General features: G+C 49.4%; 22 protein-coding genes. 10 read left to right on the top strand and 12 right to left on the bottom strand.

Annotation, left to right across the window (positions count from 1 at the left end):
• Positions 1 to 101: 101 nt before the first annotated feature.
• From BEQ56_09910 to BEQ56_09900, 3 genes are all read left to right on the top strand, one after another.
• Positions 102 to 692 (top strand): hypothetical protein, encoded by a 591-nt coding sequence (locus BEQ56_09910; GenBank protein AOH43761.1) that lies wholly within the window; start codon positions 102 to 104, stop codon positions 690 to 692.
• Positions 673 to 993, top strand: coding sequence for a hypothetical protein (locus tag BEQ56_09905; GenBank protein AOH43760.1), 321 nt, complete (start codon positions 673 to 675; stop codon positions 991 to 993). Before BEQ56_09910 ends, BEQ56_09905 begins: the two co-directional genes overlap by 20 nt.
• Positions 994 to 1,154: 161 nt before the next feature.
• Positions 1,155 to 2,090, top strand: coding sequence for a hypothetical protein (locus BEQ56_09900; GenBank protein ID AOH43759.1), 936 nt, complete (start codon positions 1,155 to 1,157; stop codon positions 2,088 to 2,090).
• A gap of 4 nt (positions 2,091 to 2,094) precedes the next feature.
• Here the strand turns inward: BEQ56_09900 and BEQ56_09895 are convergent, their stop codons facing one another.
• Together BEQ56_09895 and BEQ56_09890 are read right to left on the bottom strand one after the other, a co-directional pair.
• The gene (locus tag BEQ56_09895; protein ID AOH43758.1) at positions 2,095 to 3,642 is read right to left on the bottom strand and encodes a recombinase; all 1,548 of its coding nucleotides are present in this window, start codon (positions 3,640 to 3,642) and stop codon (positions 2,095 to 2,097) included.
• Positions 3,627 to 5,162, bottom strand: coding sequence for a hypothetical protein (locus BEQ56_09890; protein ID AOH43757.1), 1,536 nt, complete (start codon positions 5,160 to 5,162; stop codon positions 3,627 to 3,629). The genes BEQ56_09895 and BEQ56_09890 overlap by 16 nt, the downstream gene beginning before the upstream one ends.
• A gap of 206 nt (positions 5,163 to 5,368) precedes the next feature.
• Between BEQ56_09890 and BEQ56_09885 the strand changes: the two genes are divergently transcribed.
• From BEQ56_09885 to BEQ56_09865, 5 genes are all read left to right on the top strand, one after another.
• On the top strand, positions 5,369 to 6,922 hold the full coding sequence (locus tag BEQ56_09885) for a hypothetical protein (protein ID AOH43756.1): 1,554 nt from the start codon (positions 5,369 to 5,371) through the stop codon (positions 6,920 to 6,922).
• Positions 6,923 to 7,043: 121 nt separating this feature from the next.
• Entirely contained in the window at positions 7,044 to 8,291 is a 1,248-nt protein-coding gene (locus tag BEQ56_09880; protein AOH44499.1) for a hypothetical protein, read from the top strand.
• Positions 8,272 to 9,990 carry a glycosyl hydrolase family 2 gene (locus tag BEQ56_09875; protein AOH43755.1) on the top strand — a complete coding sequence of 573 codons (1,719 nt, stop codon included), beginning with the start codon at positions 8,272 to 8,274 and terminating at the stop codon, positions 9,988 to 9,990. Before BEQ56_09880 ends, BEQ56_09875 begins: the two co-directional genes overlap by 20 nt.
• A gap of 104 nt (positions 9,991 to 10,094) precedes the next feature.
• Positions 10,095 to 10,961, top strand: coding sequence for a DUF368 domain-containing protein (locus tag BEQ56_09870; GenBank protein AOH43754.1), 867 nt, complete (start codon positions 10,095 to 10,097; stop codon positions 10,959 to 10,961).
• 41 nt (positions 10,962 to 11,002) lie between these two features.
• A complete protein-coding gene (locus BEQ56_09865) occupies positions 11,003 to 11,443 on the top strand; it encodes a hypothetical protein (GenBank protein ID AOH44498.1) in 441 nt (146 codons plus the stop codon).
• A gap of 147 nt (positions 11,444 to 11,590) precedes the next feature.
• On the opposite strand, the gene BEQ56_09860 is transcribed toward BEQ56_09865, so the two are convergent.
• From BEQ56_09860 to BEQ56_09815, 10 genes are all read right to left on the bottom strand, one after another.
• A complete protein-coding gene (locus BEQ56_09860) occupies positions 11,591 to 12,052 on the bottom strand; it encodes a hypothetical protein (GenBank protein AOH43753.1) in 462 nt (153 codons plus the stop codon).
• A 96-nt stretch (positions 12,053 to 12,148) separates the two neighbouring features.
• On the bottom strand, positions 12,149 to 13,366 hold the full coding sequence (locus tag BEQ56_09855; protein ID AOH43752.1) for a butanol dehydrogenase: 1,218 nt from the start codon (positions 13,364 to 13,366) through the stop codon (positions 12,149 to 12,151).
• A gap of 188 nt (positions 13,367 to 13,554) precedes the next feature.
• The gene (locus BEQ56_09850) at positions 13,555 to 14,526 is read right to left on the bottom strand and encodes a hypothetical protein (protein ID AOH43751.1); all 972 of its coding nucleotides are present in this window, start codon (positions 14,524 to 14,526) and stop codon (positions 13,555 to 13,557) included.
• A gap of 2 nt (positions 14,527 to 14,528) precedes the next feature.
• Positions 14,529 to 15,089, bottom strand: coding sequence for a 6-phospho 3-hexuloisomerase (locus tag BEQ56_09845; GenBank protein ID AOH44497.1), 561 nt, complete (start codon positions 15,087 to 15,089; stop codon positions 14,529 to 14,531).
• A gap of 3 nt (positions 15,090 to 15,092) precedes the next feature.
• Positions 15,093 to 15,737 (bottom strand): 3-hexulose-6-phosphate synthase, encoded by a 645-nt coding sequence (locus BEQ56_09840; GenBank protein AOH43750.1) that lies wholly within the window; start codon positions 15,735 to 15,737, stop codon positions 15,093 to 15,095.
• Positions 15,734 to 16,558 carry a hypothetical protein gene (locus BEQ56_09835; protein ID AOH43749.1) on the bottom strand — a complete coding sequence of 275 codons (825 nt, stop codon included), beginning with the start codon at positions 16,556 to 16,558 and terminating at the stop codon, positions 15,734 to 15,736. Before BEQ56_09835 ends, BEQ56_09840 begins: the two co-directional genes overlap by 4 nt.
• Before the next feature lie 71 nt (positions 16,559 to 16,629).
• Positions 16,630 to 17,586 (bottom strand): hypothetical protein, encoded by a 957-nt coding sequence (locus BEQ56_09830; protein AOH43748.1) that lies wholly within the window; start codon positions 17,584 to 17,586, stop codon positions 16,630 to 16,632.
• Positions 17,587 to 17,616: 30 nt separating this feature from the next.
• Positions 17,617 to 18,582 carry a sugar ABC transporter permease gene (locus tag BEQ56_09825; GenBank protein AOH43747.1) on the bottom strand — a complete coding sequence of 322 codons (966 nt, stop codon included), beginning with the start codon at positions 18,580 to 18,582 and terminating at the stop codon, positions 17,617 to 17,619.
• Positions 18,579 to 20,111: a hypothetical protein gene (locus BEQ56_09820; protein AOH43746.1), complete on the bottom strand. Its 1,533-nt coding sequence runs from the start codon at positions 20,109 to 20,111 to the stop codon at positions 18,579 to 18,581. The genes BEQ56_09825 and BEQ56_09820 overlap by 4 nt, the downstream gene beginning before the upstream one ends.
• A 14-nt stretch (positions 20,112 to 20,125) precedes the next feature.
• Positions 20,126 to 20,944, bottom strand: a complete 819-nt coding sequence (locus BEQ56_09815; GenBank protein AOH43745.1) for a hypothetical protein — start codon at positions 20,942 to 20,944, stop codon at positions 20,126 to 20,128.
• Between the two features lie 990 nt (positions 20,945 to 21,934).
• Between BEQ56_09815 and BEQ56_09810 the strand changes: the two genes are divergently transcribed.
• Entirely contained in the window at positions 21,935 to 22,573 is a 639-nt protein-coding gene (locus BEQ56_09810) for a deoxyribose-phosphate aldolase (GenBank protein ID AOH44496.1), read from the top strand.
• Positions 22,570 to 23,394 carry a hypothetical protein gene (locus tag BEQ56_09805; protein ID AOH43744.1) on the top strand — a complete coding sequence of 275 codons (825 nt, stop codon included), beginning with the start codon at positions 22,570 to 22,572 and terminating at the stop codon, positions 23,392 to 23,394. Before BEQ56_09810 ends, BEQ56_09805 begins: the two co-directional genes overlap by 4 nt.
• Position 23,395 lies beyond the last annotated feature (1 nt).

Raw genomic sequence — 23,395 nt, 5'->3', positions numbered from 1 at the left:
TATCCTCAGACGCGCTTGCTTAAGATTGATTTAATGGAAAACGTAAAAAAACAACTTACAATTATTTTAACTTAATAGCAGAAGATAAAGAGATCCTTTTTATGCGATTGTTGATCGGAGGGGATATGATCAAAAAAATGGTAATCATGCTCTGGGCGCTGGCGCTGATCGTCGGGCTTGTCGGCTGCGCGGCGAACGTTCCGGAGGGACGATTGACGGCGCCTTCGTCGCTGCCGCCGGATCCGTTTGCCGACGCCGACGTCGAAGCCCGGGAGGTCCGCAGCGTAGCTTTAGGCGGCTATATCGTAAAACCGATCGGCTATGATGGCCCTTTGAGCAAAGAACCGCTCGTATACGACGGGACGCCGATCGAGCTGACGTTTCAGATCGAAGGCGATATCGGCGAGACGAACGTCGGGATGGCCTTCTTTATCGACGGCGCGGTCCAGCCGCATCAGGTTATCCGCTCGACGCAGACGCTGGACGGGCTGCGTCCCGCCGACGAGCTTCAGGCGGTCAGCGTCCACCACATCGCGCCGGAGGAAACGATCGAGCTGACGGTCCGGCGCTATACGTTGCGGATTGTTTCGGACGAGCGGCCGGATGAGCGCGCTGAATCCGTTCCGCCGCGATTAGAGGAGGCGTATATTTACCTGACCGGAGGGAACCGCGATGACGCTCCTGAAGGCTGAAATCCTGAAAGCGATCCGGAAGCCGTACGTGCCGATCGCTTTTATCGTCCTGACGGCGGTGAACTTGATCGGGATCTTCCTCTCCAACCGCGTCTATCAGGCCTGGTTCCCGGAATCGGATTATAACCGGCTCTGCGTCGAGTGCGCCTGCGGGCCGATCGACAGCGAACTGCTCGATTACGTGATCGGCGAAACGAACCGGCTGTCCCTGGCGACCGCGATGGAATCGTATAGCCGCGACTATGAAATGATAATACCGAAATTGATACAATTTAATGATTATAAAAAGGTTGCCGCATAGGGGTGTTCAAAAGTTTTCAGGGGTGTGCAGTATTGTAAGTCAAGGCATCCCTAGGTTTTAATCTTGCGATAGGTTTATAGTTGCTACTAATAAAACGAGTGGAGCATAAGGATCACAAAAAATGAATCAAAAAAGAATCAAAAAAGAATGGAGATTTTGGTATGGGTGGTAAGGAAATAATACTGTCAAGGATAGCTGATATATTAAGTAGCCGTGGTTTTCTCCTAAAGAGCAATTCCGAGTTTAAGTCAAGACTTAAATGCGTTGGATTAGGAGAATACTTTGACAAATACTCTATGTACCTAATCCCTTATTCTTATAATAATAGGAACAAATATATCTTTGAAAATCGAAACGTAACTTATGATGCTTTCTTAGGGTTAGATAGTATTTTCACCGATTTATACAATGAAGGAAAAAACGAAGAAATTATAGCCCTGTTGAAGGAGTTAACAAAGTCATTCGCTATCGGATATATAGAAGAGCATTCGAGTAATGATTTTAAAAAATTAGGTCATCTTTATGGATTGCTTGGGTTATCGATAAATATTGAAGCTGATAAGGTTTTAGTTACAACATGCATGGCTAGTAATGGACAAAGAGTCGTCGAACTCTTTTCAGTAGAAAATTGGTTAAAACAAAATCACAGTGAAGTATACGATTCTTATGAAGCAGCTATTGATGCGTATACTCAGGGACATGCTGGAGCATGTATTGAATCATGTAGAACTTGTTTGGTAAGTATATTCTCAAAATATAAGGGAACAGAGGATTTCGCTAAATGGATGCGAGGTGTATATAACACTAGTGGCGAGAATAAAATTTCTTCAGTACAGGATTTGTCACAGGCGTTAAATACGGATCTTCGAAAAGACGATTTAGCAGATTTCTTTTATGAAAATCGTGCCGGAAAACTAACGAAAACAAAAACAATCTATATGATCTATTCTATGATGTCGGATTATGGTACGCATAGGAATGAAGCTACTCAAGAAAATCCAACAATAGAAGATGCATTGTTTTCATTACGTTTAATGGATAGTATTTTGTTCTGGGTCTATTCTAAAAGGGGATTGAACACAGCCGAATCTATATAATGTTTTATGTTTTTTTAATAAGCAATCCTAAATTTCCATCCCTTGAAACCTTGGCATAATCAAGGAGACTTTGCCAGAGAAGCGGGCTGAAGGTTGTCGTTTCATCTTCAGCCAGCAAGGTTTTTATAAAACGCCCGGCCTGAATATGCCGGGTTTTCTTGTCTTCAATTTTCTCGTTGATGGCATCAAATTTTTCTTTCACACTGTTGAACCGTTCAGCCATCTCATCAAACTCCTGATTGTATTTTTCCTGATCCAAGGCCACTCTGGCGTTATTTTGAATCGCCTGCTCCATGAGCTGCGATATGGATTCCATCTCCGCATAGAGCTTGTCTCGTTCAATCTCCAGTTCTTTTGTGCTGTAGGCGATGCTTTCAATAGCCTGAAAATTCGCTTGTATCTGCTCACGGTCTTTAATAAGGATACTTACAGCCTTCATAAAAGCATCTTTTATTTCATCCTCCGCAAAGTGCGGAGTTTGGCATTTCTCTTTGAACTTGCTGTTGCACTGCCAGATAGTCCGTTTGTACTTGCTGTTGGAATGCCAGACCTTGGAGCCGTACCAGTCTCCGCAGTCTTCACATTTCAGCTTCCCTGAAAAGATGGTGACGCTGTTCTTTGACTTCCTATAATCATGCTCAAGGAGTGTTTGCACAAAATCCCAAGTCTCAGGCTCGATGATGGCTTCGTGATTATTTTTCACATAGTATTGAGGAATTTCACCTTCGTTTTTCTTTTTCTTTTTGGTCAGAAAGTCGACGGTGAAAGACTTCTGCAAAAGGGCATCGCCTTTGTATTTTTCGTTTGTCAGGATGGATTTTACACTCCGAGTACTCCATTTGTCTTTGCCGCCAGGCGTTTTAATCCCTCGATCCGTCAGTTCTTTGGCGACACCGTAGCAGGAGCGTCCTTCAAGGAAAAGACCGTATAGAAGCTTCACACTTTTTGCTTCCTCGGAATTAACGACCAGATTGCCGTCCTCTCCTCTGTCATAGCCCAAGAAACGGCTAAAGGGCACGGTGACTTTCCCGTCAGCGAACCGCTTTCTTTGTCCCCAGGTGCAGTTTTCAGAAATGGAGCGGGATTCTTCCTGGGCAAGAGAGGACATGATGGTTATCAGAAGCTCGCCTTTGGAATCCAGAGTTTGAATGTTTTCTTTTTCGAACCATACCTCGATATTTTTCTCTTTCAACTTCCTGCCCGTCGTCAAAGTATCAACTGTATTTCTCGCAAAACGGCTGACAGATTTTGTGATGATGAGGTCGATTTTGCCGTCAAGGGCATCATTTATCATTGCCTTAAATTCAACACGATCCTTGGTGTTTGTTCCAGTGATGCCCTCATCGGCATAGACTCTGACAAACTCCCAGTCATTTCGGCTCTTGATGTAATTGGTGTAATAGTCGACCTGTGCTTCATAGCTTGTTGCCTGTTCTTCGCTGTCGGTAGAAACACGGGCATAAGCAGCGACTCGTCTTTTTCGGGGAGAGTCAATGGGCGTAGCAGTCTTTTTATTGATTCTGGCAGGTATTGTTGTTACTGACTTGACCATTTTTTCTCCCTCCTGATTTTCTTCATGCGTTCACTTGTTTGTTTACGGTGCTCGGGGTCACTCCAGTATTCCTTCATTCCTTTTAAGGCTTTCTGGCGTCGTTCCTCAGTCCAAGGCGTGCCTCGTTTCTTTTCCTCGTAGCTTCTCTTTTCAAAATGTCCGTCACGGAAATGGAAGGAGACGATATTGTCAGTTATCTCGCAGTAATCCATCGCCCTGTCCATAACTGCTTCGTCATATTCCTCAAGCCCCAAGACATCACAGACCAGAGCGTTCAGCGTTGACTCCTGAATGGTGTTTGAAGGGCATTCACTAAGTTTTGTCCGGCATCTCAGATAGCATACTTTTGTGCCATCCTTCAAGGTTAATTTTTGCCCATAGAAACTGTTGCCGCATCTGCCGCACCTGATGAATCCCGTATAAGGGCTGGCAGCATTCTTTATCCTACGGGCATCCTTGCTTCGTCTTTGGCGACTGACCTTTTTCCGGACTTCCGGAGTCCAAGCGTCCTTTCTTGCTGTGGACACATAGGTGCGAGTGACCAAGCTGCCGTCGCTCATGAAAAACTCCAGCAGATCCTTTCCTGTGACTTCAATATGGTCGACTTTCTCAAGAAAGAGGTCGTCATCAAATTCGTCCACTCCAAGAACCTCGCTGATGAGCTTCTTTAGCTGTTCTTCGTGCAAGTCCCCTGTTCCGCAGGGGTTGCCTTGACCTGCCTTCCTTGTTGCGCATATCCAGTAGCGGCTGCGGCCGTTGACGAGTTTTCTGCTGGTTCTTTGAAAACTTCTGTTGCAGTGCTTGCATTTGATTTTAGAAGTCAAAGCAGTCGTCTTGATATGCGGATTGGCAAAGGCACCCAGCTTCCGTTTCTTTTGCCTTATTTCTTGCACCTTGTTAAATGTCTCCTCGCTTATGATGGCGGGGTGGGTGTTTCTCGCATAGTATTGCGGCAGCTCGCCATTGTTGTATTTTGTCTTTCCTGAACCGAAAGTATCGATATAGGTTTTCTGAAACAGGGCGTTTCCTGTATAACGCTCCTGCTGTAGAATCTGCCGGATGCTGCTGTTGCTGAAGTGTCCTCCTGTATAAGATTTCACTCCCATTTCTTCAAGTTGTTTTTCGGTCTTTTCCGCCGAGATACCGTTTAGGTAATTGTCATAAATGAGCCTTACGATTTCTGCTTCTTCCTCGACGATGACAAACTCTTTCCCTGTCCAGCGGTAGCCATAGATGTGAAAGGAGTTCCCGATGCCTTTTTGAAAGTTCTTGCGGATGCCCCATTTCACGTTCTCGGAAATGGAGCGGCTTTCTTCCTGGGCAAAGGAAGCAAGAAGCGTCAGCATGAGTTCTCCGTCTTCGGAGAGGGAGTTGATTTTCTCCTTCTCAAACCTAACTTCAATCCCCAAAGCTTTCAGTTCCCTAATTGTCTCCAAGAGATCAACGGTGTTTCTGGCAAAGCGTGAGATGGACTTTGTCAGGATAATATCTATTTTCCCGTCTCGTGCATCCTGCAGCATTCTTTGAAACTCCGAACGGTCAGTCGTTGTTCCGGAGACCGCCTTGTCGGTATAGACTCTTGCATATTCCCAGTCGGCATTTTCCTGAATGAGTTTGCTGTAATAACTGATCTGAGCGGAGAGCGAATGCGGCGTTCTGCCTGTTCAGTATTGCGGTACAGGTCTTTTTCCCGTACCTGATTATTTATTTTTCGCTTTTTCTGGGGATGAAAGACTATGCGGTCGTTTTGACGATCGTCCTGATCGCCGGCTCGGTTTTCAGCGTCCTGATGGGCCCGGTTATCGACCGGAGAGGGAAGCTGCCGATGACGACGGTGGGAATCGCGGTGATGTTCGTCGGGCTGGTCGGGCTGTACCTGACGCGGTCGAACGCGGCGGTGACCGTCGCGGCGGAGAGCGTCGTTCCGGCGCTGATCGCGGGACTGGGACTGGTTACGCTCCCGTACGCGCTGCCGCTGGACGCGTCGCTGAAGGCGGTGCTTCCGACGCCGTTCAGCCTGATTCTCGGGATGCCGTTTCTGGCTCCGACCGGCGTTCAGGGAACGGGAGCGGAAGCCCTTTCGGGCGACGTTATCCTGACGAACGGGATCGTTATCGGTATCGCGGTTTTCTGGACGGCGATTTCGGCAGGCGCGCTGACGCTGATCCGGCGTCAATTCTGTCATGTAGAGGCGCGTTCTGGAAAAAGGGCTCATTCGATCCCGGCCTCGATCCTGATTCTGGCGCTGACGTTCGTGATGCTCGCGATGGCCGGATGTTCAGCGGCCGGAACGACGGATGAAGCGGAGACGCCGCTGACCTTTAATTTTGGGAATGATTCTTATTATTCCTATGCTGATCCGTATATTGTTTCGCTGTTCCCGGATTTCATGATCGAGGATTTGAATTCCGGCGCGCTGGACCGCGTTGTCCGGGACCCGTTTCTGGACGATGAGTATATTTATAAATATGTCGCGGGGATTTTTCTTCATGAAGGCCAATTATATTATTCGGTGACGACCGATGATCATGACGAAATTATCGGGGTCGATCTGAAGGGCTGGGACCAGCGCAGGATTTATTATCATAGCCAGCCGGGAGAGGTTAAGCTGCTGAACGATGATCTCGAAGAGCATCTGTGGTCGCTGGGGAAGCGCGACCTGCCGTTCATGATTTACGGGGATTCGCTTTTTCTCTATTCGGATCATGGCGTGAAGATGGTTAGCTTGACGACTGGGAAGGAGACCCTCCTGATCCGGCATGTCCTGTACCCGAGCGCGCTGGCTTTTCGGAATGGGAAGTTCTATTATACGAACGCAGTGAATGAAGTGCGCGTTTTTTCGCTGGACGATCGGAGCGATCTCCCGCTTTCGGGCGTTCGGGCCGAATTCACGCTCTTTATTCGCGGCGATCTTTTATATTTCTTCGATATTGATCGGGAAGACGCGCTGTATTCCGTCGATCTGACGACGAAAGCGCTGAAAAAAGTCGCGGCGGGCGGGATCGGGATGTATACCGTGGACGACGACTTTCTGTACTATGCGGATGATTCGAGCGACGGTTTTGTCTACCGGATCGATCTGGCGACGGGGGAGAAGTCTCTTCTCCTCGACGAGCCTCATGCGTCGAATCTTCAGGTGATCGACGGGACGCCTTACCTGTACGTTCGGATCGCGAGCTGGACGCCGGAGAACGTGACGATCGATACGTATCGGATCGATCGTACGGACTGGCGCGTCGAGCGGCTCGACGCTTACGACGAATTCAACCCGGACGCCTGATTTCTCGCTGGGCGGTTCGGGTTATAATAAGCGGACGGACGGCGTTCGCTTTTTATCCTTTCCATATCCGTCGGGGAGGCGGCTCTTTCTTGTGAAAATTTCTCTGAAGCTTTGGGTTACGTTGATTGTGGTTGGGCTGGCGGGGCAGCTGGCCTGGACGGTCGAGAATATGTACCTGAATGTATATCTGTATCATGTCGCGATTCCCGATCCGCGCTTTATCGCGGCGATGGTCTCAGCGAGCGCGATTGTCGCGACGCTGACGACGCTGATCATGGGGAATATTTCCGATCGTTTCGGACGGCGGAAGATTTTTATTGCCGGCGGGTATATCCTTTGGGGAATTTCGATCCTCCTCTTCGCTCAGGTCAATTCGGAAAACGCGGCGAAGCTTTTCCCGGCCGCGAACGCGGGGATTGCCGCCGCGACGATGATCGTGATTTTGGACTGCGTGATGACCTTTTTCGGTTCGACTGCGAACGACGCGGCGTTTAACGCGTACGTTACCGAGCGGACGGTCCCGGAGAACCGCGGAAGAACGGAATCGGTTCTGGCGATCCTGCCGCCGGTTTCGATGCTGATCGTGTTCGGGGCGTTGGATCCGCTGGTGCAGCGGGAGAACTGGCGGCTGTTTTTCAACCTGATAGGGGGAATCGTGATCGCCGTCGGGCTTTGCGGCGTGTTCCTGATGGACGATTCGCGCGGCGAGCGGAAGCGCGCGCCGTTTTTCAAGTCGCTTTTTTACGGGTTTTCGCTTCGGTCGGTTCGTGAAAATCGGGAGCTGTACCTGGCGATGGCGGCGTTCTGCCTGTTCAGTATTGCGGTACAGGTCTTTTTCCCGTACCTGATTATTTATTTTTCGCTTTTTCTGGGGATGAAAGACTATGCGGTCGTTTTGGCGATCGTCCTGATCGCCGGTTCGGTTTTCAGCGTCCTGATGGGCCCGGTTATCGACCGGAGAGGGAAGCTGCCGATGACGACGGTGGGAATCGCGGTGATGTTCGTCGGGCTGGTCGGGCTGTACCTGACGCGGTCGAACGCGGCGGTGACCGTCGCTGGGGTGGTCATGATGTCCGGGTATATGCTGATCGCGGCGACGCTTTCTGCGCTGATCCGCGATTATACGCCCGCTGGTCAGGTCGGCGTTTTCCAGGGTGTGCGCATGGTGTTTAACGTGATGCTGCCGATGATTATCGGGCCGTTTATCGGCGTGCTCGTGATTCGGAATGGTGCCGGGGTTTACGAGGAGCTGGGGCGGACGAAGGGGATTCCGACGCCGGAGATCTTCCTGGCGGCCGCGGTTACGCTGGTTTTCGTCCTGATTCCGTTGTTTTTCCTGAGGAGGGCGCATGCTGACAAGATGGGGTAAGGAGCTTGATCCTGACGCGGTCCTTCAGGAGTATCCGCGTCCGCAGCTGCGCCGCGACAGTTATTTGAATTTGAATGGATTCTGGGACTATGCGATGACGGCGTCGGACCAGCGGCCAGACGGATATGACGGTCAGATCCTCGTTCCGTTTTCGCCCGAATCCGAGCTGAGCGGGGTGAATCGGACGTTGACGCCGGAAGGGCGTCTCTGGTACCGGTGGGCCATCGAGCTTCCGGACGGTTTCCTGAAGGACCGGCTGCTGCTGCATTTTGGCGCGGTGGACCAGATTGCGACGGTTTGGGTGAACGGGACAGAGGTCGGCGGGCATGTCGGCGGGTTTACGCCGTTTTCGATCGACATAACCGCCGCATGGAACCGCGGAGGTGCGAATGAGGTTATTGTTCGCGTTGTCGATACGACGGATACGTCATGGCATAGCCGGGGAAAGCAGAGGACGAAGCGCGGCGGGATCTGGTACACGCCGCAATCCGGAATCTGGCAGACGGTCTGGATGGAAAGCGTTCCGAATGAATTTATTCGCGGGCTGACGATCCGTCCGGATTTCGACGGCAGCGCGGTTGAGATTACGATCGACGGCGGGGTGGGGGAGCTTCGCTGTTCGGCGGAGGTTGACGGGCGAACGGTTGAGGGATGGACGGGACGACCGATCCGGCTGGATATGACCGGGTTTGAGCCCTGGACGCCGGAAACGCCGAAGCTGTATGACCTGACGGTTCGGATGGGGGAGGATCGGGTCGAGAGCTATTTTGGCATGCGGAAGGTCGCGATCGAGAAGGGCGCGGATGGGGTCCCGCGGTTCATGCTGAATAACCGGGCGATTTTTCAAAGCGGATTGCTCGATCAGGGGTATTGGAGCGACGGGATGCTGACCGCGCCGTCGGACGATGCGCTGATTGCCGATATCGCGATGGCGAAGGCGATGGGTTTCAACATGCTGCGGAAGCATATTAAGGTGGAGCCGCTGCGCTGGTATTATCATTGCGACCGGCTGGGGATGCTGGTGTGGCAGGATATGGTCAACGGCGGAGGGACGTATTCGACCGCGCTGATTTCGGTCCCGGTTTTTTTGCGTCTTCCGATTCGGGACCGGTTTTACCGTCTTTTCGCGCGCGGCGATCGTGCCGGTCGAGCGCAGTATCGGGTTGAGCTGGACGAGATGATCGCGCATTTGCGCAACGTTCCGTCGATTGTCGTCTGGGTCCCGTTTAATGAGGGTTGGGGCCAGTTCGACGCCGTTGAAACGACGACGCACCTGCGCGCGGCGGACCCGACGCGGCTCGTCGACTCGGCGAGCGGATGGTACGATCAGGGATGCGGCGATTTTTCAAGCCGGCACGTTTATTTTAAGCCGGTTCGTTTTGAGGCGGACGGGCGCGGGCGTGCGGCTGCGCTGAGCGAGTTCGGCGGATATAACCTGCGTATTCCCGGACATGCGTATAACGAGAAGGATTTCGGCTATAAACGGCTGTCGTCACGGGAGGAGCTTGGCGCCTGGCTGCGGCGGCTGTACCGGGAGGAGATTTCCCCTGCGGTTGAGCGGGGGTTGGTCGCCGCGATTTATACGCAGCTGTCGGACGTGGAGGACGAGCTGAATGGGTTGGTGACGTATGACCGGGAGGTGGTGAAGGTCGATGCGGCGGCGATGCGGGAGCTGAATCTGGGGATGAGGAAGCTCTAATGTTGGAGGCATGTTCCAGCTCTGTTACATCTTTCCGAATAAAGGCTCAGGATATTAAGTGCATTTGATACAATATCAAAAGATTCTTTTCAGGAGGAACACGGATGGATTGGTTCATTCGCCTAATTAAAGGTACGATTGTTGGGATTGGCGCAATATTGCCCGGACTTTCCGGCGGCGTCATGGCGGTTATTTTCGGGATTTACGATCCGTTGATTCGTTTTCTCGCCGATATTCGGAAGGATTTTGTCAAAAATTTCCGATATTTTCTGCCGATCGTGATCGGCGTCGGGCTTGGCTTTATCCTGTTCTCGGCGGTCGTTTCCGCTGCCTTCGGTAAATATGAGGCGCAGTTTGTCTGCCTGTTCATCGGATTCGTTCTGGGAACGCTTCCGTCGCTGATTCGGACGGCGGGCGAGCGCGGACGTTCCGGTGGGCACCTGCTGATCATGGCGGTTACCGCGGCGCTGCTGTTCGCGATGCTGATGATGGGGCAGCAGAGCCTGACGCAGGTTACCCCGAATCTGGTGGTCTGGTTCTTCAGCGGCATGGTTTTCGCTCTTGGATTTATTGTCCCGGGGATGTCGCCGTCGAATTTCCTGATTTATTTTGGACTTTATGACAAAATGGCGGAGGGGATCAAAAATCTGGATTTCACGATGATGATTCCGTTCGGTTTAGGCGCGGTGGCGTGCGTTTTACTGTTATCCCGGCTGATGGCTTTCTTATTCGATCGGTTTTACGCCGGTACGCATCATTTTATCCTTGGAACGGTTATCGGTTCGTCTCTGGTCATTTTTCCGGTCGTCGTTTTTCCCGCGCTCAGCGGGGAAGGGCTGGCCGCGTCAGGTTTATCTTTTCCGGTTGCGCTGTTGATCTGCCTTCTGATGCTGATTATTGGCGTGATTGTTTCGTACCTGTTCAGTCGTTTTGAAGAAAAGGTCGAGCGGAAACCGTTGATTGGCGGGTGAGCCTGGCTGCCGGTCCGGTTCGCGGGGAAAAGGAATCAGGAATTGTGAAGCGATTTATTTCTTTTTTTATTTTGGCACTCATTTCGGCAGCGACGTTGACCGGCTGTGCGACGGAACTGACTCCGACGCTGACGGTCGAACCTGAGCGCAGGCCGCAGGGAGAGACCGTGATTAATCAAAAAATCAGCGCGGAAGAAGCGAAAAAGATGATGGATGCCGGCGGGGTTACGGTTGTCGACGTTCGCTCGGCGGCGGAATATGCGATGGGGCATGTTCCGGGTGCGGCGTTGGTTCCGCTCGATTCGCTCGCTGCGCAGGCGAAAACCGCGCTTCCGAGCTTGGACGCGATGCTGTTGGTGTATTGCCGGTCAGGAAATCGCAGCGGGGAGGCGGCGAAGATCCTGAAGGATTTGGGGTATACGAAGGTCTATGACTTTGGCGGGATTATGAATTGGCCGTATGAGATCGAGACTGACGAATAGCCCGGACGTATCTCTGTTTTTTTCGCGGCTGCGAAGTCAGATGAGCTCTGAAAACGCAGCCGCTTTTATTTTTATAACGCTGATATTAAAGCAGGCGGCAAGTAATAAACCTGTTCGCCGGCTTCGTGTAGATATTGGGTGAGACGGCTACTGTTCGTTGATCTTCGGAAGTAAGCCTGCCGCGAATTCGCGGGCTGCTTCCAGATCGGCCTCATTCGGACGATTCCTGTTGGTTCCACCGATGAATCGGAGAGGCCCCCAGGTGTCGAACGCTTTGCAACTGAAATTCCCGAGATTCTCGTATCCGTTTTCCGCGAGGATTTTGGTTAGCCGCCGCGGCGGGCGACGGAGATTCGCGCCGGATGTGAAGACTGTAAAAGTTTTCGTTCCCGGCTTGGGCCCCAACCGTTCGATGATACGATAAATCGTCTTATCAAAGTTGCTCATGTAGATTCCTGAGGCGAATCCGATACAATCGCGTCCGGCAATATCGATTTCATCCGGCTTGTCAGCGGAAATGATATCGGCGTTGATGATGGGAGCGATTGCTTTGACGATGGCTTCGGTATTGTGATGATGAAAACTGCGATAAATGATAAGTGGTTTCATGAGGTTTCCTTCCTTGTATGAAAAAACCTGTCCCATGCGGACGATAATCGCGGCGGGACAGGTTGGCTTACGATTCAGATTCAGCGAACGCGCGGATTAGAAATCGACGTCCAGATCGTAATAGCAGCACTTCAGCAGTTTTTCCATTTCTTCCTGCGAAGGCTGGCGCGGGTTCGATCCCGTGCAGGCGTCGGCGATTGCCAATTCAGCAATTTTCGGCAATCGTTCGAGGAAGACTTTTTCCGGAACAAAGCCGACTTCGGCCGCGTAGCTGTCCGCGCCGTAATGTTTGATACAGTGTGGAATGCGGAGTTCGTCGTTCATGTTGCGGAGCAGCTTGATCAGCCGCGCAATCTTTTCGTCGTCAGAGGCCCCGCCGAGCTTAATGAAATCGGCGATGGCGGCGTAGCGTTTCTTAGCGGTCGGTTCTTTCGCGTTGTAGGCGATGACTTTCGGGAGGTACATCGAGTTAGCGGCGCCGTGGATAATATGCGCTCCGAAATCGTCGAACGCGGCGCCGGTTTTGTGCGCCATCGAGTGGACGATACCGAGGAGCGCGTTAGTGAACGCCATTCCGGCGAGGCACTGCGCGTCGTGCATGCGGGCGCGGGCATCGGTGTCTTTATTGAACGACGGAACGAGATCAGCTTTGACCATTTCGATCGCATGGAGCGCGAGCGGATCGGTGTAATCGCTGTTGGCGGTCGAGACGAACGCTTCAATCGCGTGGGTCATCGCGTCCATACCGGTATGCGCAACCAGTTTGGTCGGCATGGTCATCGCTAATTCAGGATCGACGATCGCAACGTCCGGAGTAATTTCGTAATCGGCGATCGGGTATTTTACGCCCTTCTGATAGTCGGTGATGATCGAGAAGGCGGTGACTTCGGTAGCGGTTCCGGAGGTTGACGAAATAGCGCAGAAACGAGCTTTGTTGCGTAGTTTCGGGATACCGAAAACTACGCACATGTCCTCGAAGGTCGTCTGTGGATATTCATACTTGATCCACATGGCTTTGGCCGCGTCGATCGGAGAGCCGCCGCCGATCGCGACGATCCAATCCGGTTCGAATTCGAGCATGGCGGCAGCCCCGCGCATGACGGTTTCAACGGACGGATCCGGTTCAATCCCTTCGAAGATCGCGACTTCCATTCCGGCTTCTTCAAGATATTTCTTCGTTTTGTCGAGGAATCCGAATTTCTTCATCGAGCTTCCGCCGGTGCAAATCATGGCTTTTTTTCCGGTTAAGGTCTTCAGCGCAGCAAGTGCGTCTTTTCCGTGATACAGATCACGCGGCAAGGTAAAACGAATCATATATTCTCCTTCTACTTCCTTTGTCTTTATGTTTGAAGGAACGTCGGATCATCGAGATTGTGCGTTCTTTCACTTATCCTGATTATACTACCGGTTGCTCTGTCAGGCGGTATTTTTATAAGAAGGCTATGAACGGATGGAGCTTGCGTGGAAAGGAGGGGTGAAAGTATCTCGGTAAAAAGCGCTGCTTACCTTACCTGCTCCAGATGTTCCATGGCCTTCAGGCATGCTCCATACATCCCTGCTTTTCCGCCAAGTTTTGTTTTTTCAATCTGGCACATTTGATCCGGCGAAAGGATCCGCTCGATGACGGCGGCCTTTATTGCAGGAATCTGAATGTTCTTTGCCGCAGCTAAACCGCCTCCGATTAGTATTAACTCAGGATTGAAAATATTTACAAGATTGGCGATCCCGATTGATAGATATGTATTAAATCGTGCGAAAATTTTACATGCTAACCAATCCCCATCCAGCGCGGCTCTGTCTATCATGATCGGGTTGAAATTCCCTCCCGCCTCCTGTGATAAGCGCTGGACCTTTGAGTCAGGATAGCGTTTTAATTGATCCAAGGTATAGCGGGCCAGGGCTTTCCCTGAGCAGAACGCTTCAAAATGTCCAGCCCTGCCGCAAAGGCATAATTCAGGACTCGACGCATCGATTGTCATATGCCCAATTTCCGCGCCAAGATAAGACGATCCCCGAAATATCTCTCCATTGAGGATAACGCCGCAGCCGACGCCCGTTCCTAACGTCAGAAGAACGATGTTTTTATATTGATTCGCATATGAAAAATGATACTCCCCCCATGCGTTCAGACTTGCATCATTATCAATCAAGGTCGGACAATTGAAGAATTTCCCGATTTCATCCGTTGGGTTAAGATTGTTCCAATCAAGATAAGCCAGATGTATGGTTTTTTGCTCTCTGATGTTAATAGCTCCCGGTAATCCCATGCAGACGCAGGCTACTCTGTTTCTTGATACCTGATTGTTTGTTAACATCTGTATAATTATGTTAATGATCTTGTCTGTAATAGAGTTACGTCCTTTTTCTTTTTCTGTTGGAATTGAGTGATCTGCTATGATTGTCTTTTCACAATCCATGAGCATGATCTTAATATTTGTCCCCCCAACGTCAATTCCAACAAAAGTATCTTTCATGGTTATTCCAAATTCGCATGGAATGAAAATGCTTTGGTCGTGGGTATGGAATGCACCTCCGATAGAGGGAGAACGACCGAATCAAGAAGGACCAGAAGCGCTTCTTCGAATAATGATCCGCCGGGAAGCAGCGGCTTTCTCTGGGACGGTTCGTCAACTTTATCCGTATACGCTGGAATAATTATTGTATCGTATGACAATTTACTGAGGGTAGATTTCTCACGTGTTGAAATCAACGTGATTTTTCCTCCGATTTCCTTGGCTTTTATCGCTATTGAAATCAGCGTTCTCGTTTCTCCGGAGCCCGAACCGATGATCAGCAAATCGTTTTCGCTGAAGGCAGGCGTTATTGTATCGCCGACGACATAGCTCCTAAATCCTAAATGCATCAGTCGCATCGCAAATCCGCGAAGCATGAGCAAAGATCGTCCTGCTCCGGATACGAATATCTTATCTGCTTGTGTGATGTTTTCGATTAACGTTTTGACCTGATCCTCTTCTAATTTCTCGAAAATCTGGCGTAATTCATCTGTGGCGCTGAGTGTAATCTGTTTGATTTCCATCATCTAACCCTGTTTTCCATTAAAACTTTCGATGATATGGTGCATTTCCCTTGCTGTCGATACCATTTCTGGCTGATTATATAAACCCCCTCCGACGACGATAATATCGGCCGCGCTCTTCACGGCATCCTGAAAAGACTCTAAGCGGATTCCTCCTGCGATTGCCTTTTTCGTTTTCATCGACGATATTTTTTTTAATTCTTCTACTGGGTCAATATTCAGATCTTGAAGATCGTAGCCCACATGAACGCAAACATAATCGATGCCCATCTTGTCAATCTCGATTCCTCTTTTGGTCAAATCTGCAACGGAACACATGTCGACAAGGACTTTCCCACTGAATGCTTTCGCGCAATCCAACGTGGCCAATATCGTTTTATCATCCGCAGCGGCTAAGACGGAAACCATATCGGCTCCCGCGCTAAAAGCGATTTTTGGGACAACAGAACCTCCGTCCATGACTTTAATATCCGCGAAGACAGTTTTTTGGGGATACTTGCGCTTGATTGTTTCTACCGCTTTGCATCCTTCGGAAATGATTAATGGAGTCCCGACTTCAATAATGTCGACGTATTCCGCGACTTTTGACAAGACATCAAGCGCGTTTTCCAAGGTCAATAAGTCGAGAGCAATTTGAAGTTTTTTCATTTTTTCTGTACTCCTGTCAGGTTCTCTAAAATCAGGCTTTCGTAGGGCGCTGGGTCGCCTAAATAACTAAACGCTTTTGGATTTTCCTGGAAGCTCTTGTAGATGGGAACTCCGAACTTGATCCCGAGGTTTGGCGCTTCTTTTACGGTCACAATCTCATAATTGGGGCTGCGGGGATATAGCCTGTTCGGAATTACATTAAACTCATTTTCTTTATCGTTGAATATGTAGTAATTCATTCCATGGTATCGTTGGACCTGGGCATAATGTACGCTGCAAGGGATGTAGGCTAAATTGCTGAAAATCAGGGGCCCGCTTCCGATGTTGATAGAACAATGACCATAATTTGGCGGAATGATAATCGCTTCTCCTTCATTGACGATAGCGAATTTCAGGTCATTGACTTGGATTTCAGCGGTTGTGTCGCTGAAATTATCCGCACGTTGAAGAATATACAGCGCTTTTCCTTTAATAACCTCATATACTTCCGCGTATGTCGCCGTTCTGGCTGGATTGTAGCCATGATAATGCCCGGAGGTTTTTTTTCTTTCTCCGTCGATCGTTCCGTCGTAGATCACTGTGATATCGTAGCGTAACTCAAAATCATCTAAAAGCGCCTTGTCTTTGGGAAATCGGATTCCACGGTAAACGTCGTAAATTGCCTCGCTTGAGGATAACGTTTTTTTTGTATAGAATAATCCTTCCATTTGGCTCGCATATTTTCGAGAATATCCATCGAACGATAGTTCTCCACTTAAGGCGATCATTCCTGTTTCTTCAATATAGTAAAGGGGTAGACCGCTATTCGTTAATTCGTACATTTTTTCTCCACCTGTTTTTTGGGGAGGAGGCCATTTTTGAAGATAACCGGTCTCCTCCTTAATACCAAGATTTATTCTGAAATGTATTGATCAACATTATCTTGCGTGACGAGGACGAAGTCGATCCAGTATTCTTTTTGAATCTGATTCCCTTTGGTTAATTCGATCGCGAGCTCGGCAGCTTTCTTCCCTTGTCCGTTGCCGTCTTGAAAAACAGTACCGTCTAACTCGCCTGATTTGACCATCTGGAGCGCGCTTTGAATTCCATCAACGCCAATGACAACGATGTCATCTCGTCCAGCTTCGATACAGGCTAATTTTGCGGCGATTGCCATATCATCGTTGTCGCAGATAATTGCATCCAGATTGTCGCCATGGAGATTGATCCAGTCTTGCGCAAACTTACTCGCTTTATCTCCCTGCCATTCCGCTGATTGTTCGTCAAGCAAGGTCCATCCGGACGCTGTATCCATAATGTTATGAATCCCTGTGGTGCGTTCAACAGCTGCTGAGTTCCCGACCATACCCATAAGATGCGCATAGCCGCCAGATTCCCCCAGCTTATCGAGGACGAACTTCCCCATCATTTCGCCGGCGACAATGTCGTTAGACCCGACGTATGCGGAGGCGAGTTCATCCGTATTGTTTGTTCGTGCGTTTACGACGACGACTGGAATCCCGGCGTCTGTAAGGGCTTTTAGCGCTGGAGCGCTTCCATCGGCTTCCGCTGGCTGCAGAATAGCGGCGGATACACTTGAGTTAATCAGATCGTTTGCCTGATTAATCTGTGTGGAAGGATCGGTATTCCCATCGAGAAGGATGAAGTCCGTGATTTCTCCAGTTTTCTTTTTTTCGTTTAGAACCGTTTCGCCTCCTTTATTGATGTACGTTTCGAAAACATTCGTTTGGTTCTTCTGGAGCCAACCGACGACTACTTTGGTTTCCGACGGTTTATCTCCGGATGTGCAGCCTGTGATCAAAGTGAGAACAGCGGCTGACAGCAATATGTATAAAACTTTGTTTTTCATTTTTTCTCTCCTTTTTTACGGGTATTCCCGTTATTTACTGCGTTTTTTATTGAGATACATGTCAAGAAGTACCGCAAGAAGAATAAGCAAACCTTTGATAACAGTTTGCCAATAGGATTGGACCTGGAGCAGGTTCATTCCGTTGTAAATAATTCCGATCATGAAAATTCCAATCATTGCGCCCGGAATTGTAGAAACGCCTCCTGCGAACGAGGTTCCTCCGATAACGCAGGCTGCGATTGCGTCTGTTTCATATCCCATGCCGATGTTGGGCTGCGACGCGTTAATTCGGGACGCTAAGATTACGCCGGATATTGCCGAACATCCTCCCATCAGAATATATGATTGAATTATTGTTTTTTCAACGTTTACGCCCGAGGCTCGCGCTGCGTCTTTGTTTCCCCCTACCGCATAAATATAACGACCAAATGTAGTTTGATGCAGCAGTATGTACGATGCGGTTGCAACGCCAAGAAGAATCAGAACTGAGAATGGGATGATCCCACCTATTTTTCCCAAGCCGATATCCCGATAGTTTGGATGCATGATAACTTTTGATTGCCCCCCGGAAACAATATACGCCATTCCTCGAATAACGAGCTGTGTAGCGAGCGTAACAACGAATGGGAACAGGTCAAACCTGGCTACCAAAATGCCGTTTATAAAGCCAAATATTGAACATATGACAATAGCGGCAAAGATTGCTAATGGAATTGAATTCGTAGCAATAAGCGTTTCGCCGACGACTACGCTCGTCAGCGCCAACATTGAGCCAATGGACAAATCAATTCCGCCTGCCGTAATGACGAATACCATCCCTAACGCCAAAATGCCATTTGTCGAAACCTGTTGAAGAATACTGACCCAATTCCGCCATGTCCTGAATACCGGCGAGACGATCGACAGGAGAATAACCATCGCAATAAAGATGAACGTAATACCGTAGCGTCTCAGGAATAATTCCTTTGTCATTCCAAAAAGTTTTCGTTCTTTCATCTTTCGATCATCTCCATTTCTTCCCCAAATTCCAAACTTAATATTTCTTCTTCTGAAATTTCTCCATTTAGAATCATTTCGCGGTCGATGATCCCATTGATTTTCCCTTCATGATAGACAATAATTCGATCGCTGATACCGATAATCTCCGGTAATTCGGATGAGATCATGATGATCGCCAACCCCTGCGAAGCCAGCTCTCCCATAACTCTATGAATATCGGCTTTCGCCCCAACGTCGACGCCTCTCGTCGGCTCATCCAGAATCAGGACTTTCAGATTCGTCAGCAGCCATTTGGATAGAACGACTTTTTGCTGGTTTCCTCCGCTCAGCGAGAAAGCGTCTAAATCAAGGTTTTTCGCGTTGAGCGTTATTTTCTTTGAAATAGAGCTGGAAACTTCCCTTTCTTTTTTATGGTTGATCAACAGATAAGAAACGAAGTCCTGAATAGCGGGTAGCGTTATATTTTCGCGAATCGGACGATTCAGGCATAATCCGAAATTCTTTCGATCTTCATTTACCATACAAATTCCATTTTGAATTGCATCGATCGGTTTATTTATTTTTAAATTCCTCCCGTTCAAGTAAATCATTCCTGAGCGCCGCTCCCGAAGGCCGAAAATCGCGCAGGCGGTCTCGCTTCGTCCAGATCCGACTAATCCGGATAATCCGAGAATTTCTCCAGCTCTGACTTCAAACGTAATGTTTGAAAATCCGTCGCCTGATAAATTTTCAACTTTTAGAACGACGTCTCCAATCGGGCAGGTTATTTTTGGAAAAATAGATTCGACTTTTTTCCCAACCATCAGGCTGATTAATTTATCTTTTGTGATATCGGTCAGGCTGTGGGTGGATATATACGAGCCGTCGCGGAATACGGAAACGCGGTCACAGATCTCAAAAATTTCATCCATCCGATGTGAAATATAGATGATAGATACGCCTTGAGATTTCAGGTCTCGGATTGTTTCGAATAGTCTCTTCGTTTCGTCGAAGTCCAGAGATGATGTCGGTTCGTCCATGATAATCATTTTTGCGTTCATAGACACCGCTTTGACAATTTCAATCATCTGAGTTTGCGCAAGCGATAGCGAGCTGATTTCCCTATCGGCGGAAAATCTGATCCCGAACTTATTGAGGAGCGCTTGAGCCCTTTGGTTTGTCGCTTTTTTATTTAAAAAAATAGTTTTCCCAAAGGTGTCTTCCCGATTTAGAAAGATGCTTTCCGCGATGGTCAGATGAGGCTCGGGATTTAATTCCTGATGGATCATTGAAATTCCCTTCGATAACGCTTCTGAAGGGCCTGCAATCTTATATCTTTCTCCGGAGAAAAACATTTCGCCGGAATCTTCACGGTAAAGTCCGATGATAATTTTCATGAGTGTTGACTTGCCAGCGCCATTCTCCCCTAATAGCGCGTGAACTTCGCCTCTCGCGACTGCTAATTGGACGTTTTTTAAAGCTTTCGTTCCGCCAAAGGATTTTGATATGTTTTTACAATAAAATAATGAATCGACTGGATCGGCCAACGTTTTCTCCTTCCTTACAGTTTGTGCCTTGATAGAAGAACTTCCGCCTGGTCCGAAATTTGCGCGGGTCCTTTTTGGGATAAGACGCCGTATAAAAGTAAGTCGATGATGATGTATTCCGAAATATGCGACGCCGCGCCTAAATCCTTGAATAATTCGTTCCTGATATTAGCGATCAGTGATAAGTCGGCATATTTATTTGCAGGCGATCCTTCCGTGTTTGTGATGAGGATTGTTTTTCGATTCAACGATCTGGCTAGTTTCAACATGTCGATAATATGAATGGAGGATCCGGAATGTGAAAATGCGATGAGGATTGTTTGCTCCTGTGATGTCGCCAGGTTTCGCATTGCATATTCCGGGACCGTTGTGAAAAAAGTATTGAAACCGAACATTGTCAGGCGATGTGCGAAGTCGGCGGCGACCATTCCGGTATTCCCCCACCCTGAAATATGGATTTGTTTTGCCGTAATAATCGTTTCAATACTGTCTTCAATGATTTTTTCGTCCAGATTCTGTGAAAGACTTGTGATATTTGATTCGACTTTTTTCCAGTACTTCGAAAAGTGATTTGTATCTTCTTGCTTTCCGCCGACGAGGTAACCGGAATTTCCTAATTCGTTTGAAAGATTGATTTTTAATTGATAAACGCCGTTTAATCCTAACCGTTTGCAAAATCGGATAATGGTCGCGTCGCTCGTATTTGTCAACGCTGCAATTTCGGAGATACTTAGCTCGATGACGGCGTTGGCGTGTGCGAGAATGTATTCTGCGACTTGTTTTTCGGATTTTGTAAATCCCGGCATTTTCTTTTGAATTTCTTCTAAAATCATTTGAAGTATTGCTCCAAAAATCTGGCGGATATGATATTTTGCTTCTGATTTCGCTTATTATTAAAATTCTAATGGCTTGATAGAGCACGGTAAATATGATGAATGTAACGAAAGCGAAGTAAAACTTCTTAATCGGAAAAATAACTCCGTTCTATGTTTCTCCGATATTGTATTGGATGATGAATGTTCTGTGAACTGGTTTTGCTTTTGAGAACGCGGATGATCGATTGCCAATCTCTGAATAGGCGGCGGGTTCCTGCCGATTGACGGACTGCCGGCGTTGATTCTGGGGATGGGGAAGTATAAGTTGAAAGACTTCCTGAAATTCGCGGTTCCGATGTACCTGATTCAGATCCTGTTTCTGGCAATCGGCGCGATGATTGCGTTTCCACGCTGATCGCGTTAGCCGGAAAGCTGGCGGAGTTTCTCCCCGCCGGCCTTCCGGCTTTTCAGTGAATTATAGCGCTGGAAGCGGGCTTCCGACGATGAGCCGGAGGTTGTTTTTGATCGTTCCGATCCTGGCGATCCCGAAAAATTCCGGATCAGGCTGTCAGCGATGTTCGGTGGGAGGGCACGGATTGGGCGGGAGCGGATTCCGGCGCGGTCGGTTTTTCTTCGGTCTGAGCCTGGCGGAAATTGGACCCGAATGGACTATAATTATCCGTAGTGAACAACGATTGAGTCTACAGGATAACTCAGAGGAGAAAAAAGACAATGGCGCAGGATCATAAAAAGAAAAAGAATATGGAAAAGTATGAGTCGTTCGTGAGCGAAGCGCGGTACGAACCGGAACCGGATTGGGATAAATTTTCAGATCTGGAAACCGAGGAACAAGGGGATCTGCCCGAATTTGCGTCGCACCCCCTGCACGCGGCCTACGGGGATACGCACGCGCTGATCTTCTTAGATGAATCGGATTCCGTTTGGGAAGCTCTTGTTCAGGACGAATCGAAGCAAATCCCGTTCAGCGAAAAAGCGAAAATTGCTTGCATGATCGATCATACGCTCCTGAAAGCTGACGCGACGCAGGATCAGATTGTTAAACTCTGCAATGAAGCGCGCGAAAATCATTTCGCTTCTGTCTGTGTCAACGGGACCTGGGTCCCGCTGTGCGTTGAGCTTTTACGCGGAACGAATGTCCGGGTCTGTACGGTCGTTGGCTTCCCGTTAGGCGCGATGGCGACGAAGGCGAAAGCTTTTGAGGCGGAACTTGCCGCTGAAAACGGCGCGAAAGAAGTCGACATGGTCCTGAATATCGGCGCGTTGAAGGGGAAGGATTATCGGACTGTTGCGAACGATATCCTGCAGGTCGTTTACGCGGTCAGAGATAAAGCCATCGTTAAGGTGATTCTGGAGACCTGCCTGCTGACCGAAGAGGAAATGAAAATCGCTTGCCTGGTGAGTCAGGCCTGCGGCGCGATGTTCGTGAAAACGTCGACCGGATTCTCGACCGGCGGAGCGAAGGTCGAAGACGTCCGCAACATGCGGAAATGGGTTGACGAAGAGGTTGAGGTGAAAGCGTCGGGAGGGATTCGAACGCTGGCGGACGTTCGGAAGATGATCGACGCGGGGGCGACCCGAATCGGGACCAGCTCAGGCGTAGCGATCGTAAATGAGGTTGAAAATTGAACCTGTATCGCGGGAGCTTTGAAGCTGGAAAAACGAGACTCACGGTGCATCGTACCGGCGGCGAGCTCCCGGCTGTCGTTCTTCTTCATGGACTGACCGACAGCGGCATGCTCTGGAGCAGTCTCGTCGCGGCGCTTGCGTTTTCGTATGACGTTGTCTTCCCCGATATGCGCGGACATGGCGCTTCGGATAAGGCCGCTGATAACGACTATTCGATCGCGGCGATGGCGGGCGACGCGGCCGCGCTGATCCGGGAATACGAATTGGACCGTCCGGTCGTCATTGGGCATTCGATGGGCGCGGCGGTTACGGCGTACCTGGGCGCTGAGTATCGCGAGCTGACGCGGGGCGTGGTCCTGATCGATCCGCCCTGGTTCGATCCAGCGCTGGTTACCGAGGAACGGATCGCCGCCGGGATCGATAGTTTCCGCTCGGACCTGACGGCGTATCATGCGGCGTCTTACGCGGACCTGATCGTGGAAATCCGGGCGCGAAATCCAAACTGGGCGGAGGAAGATTACCGCGCCTGGGCGAAAGCCAAGCAGCAGGCGACGTTTGAATCGTTGGCGATCCTGCCGGAGTTGGTAAAAGACTGGGACCGGATCACGGCGAAAATGACGCTCCCGGCGTTGCTGATGACCGGGAATCCGGAGCTGAACGGAATCGTTACGCCCGAAATCGTGCGCGGACTCCTCGCGGCTCACCCAAACTGGAGCTGGTATTATTCGCCGATCTCGGGCCACAGCGTTTCGCGCGACGACCGCGCCGGTTCGATTAAAGCGATCAAGACGTTTTTGACGGACCGGTTTTTGGAAGATTGAG

It is taken from the genome of Anaerolineaceae bacterium oral taxon 439, assembly GCA_001717545.1.
Lineage (GTDB): Bacteria > Chloroflexota > Anaerolineae > Anaerolineales > Anaerolineaceae > Flexilinea.
Note: the sequence above shows the minus strand (reverse complement) of the source record. Positions and strands in the feature narration are given on the sequence as shown.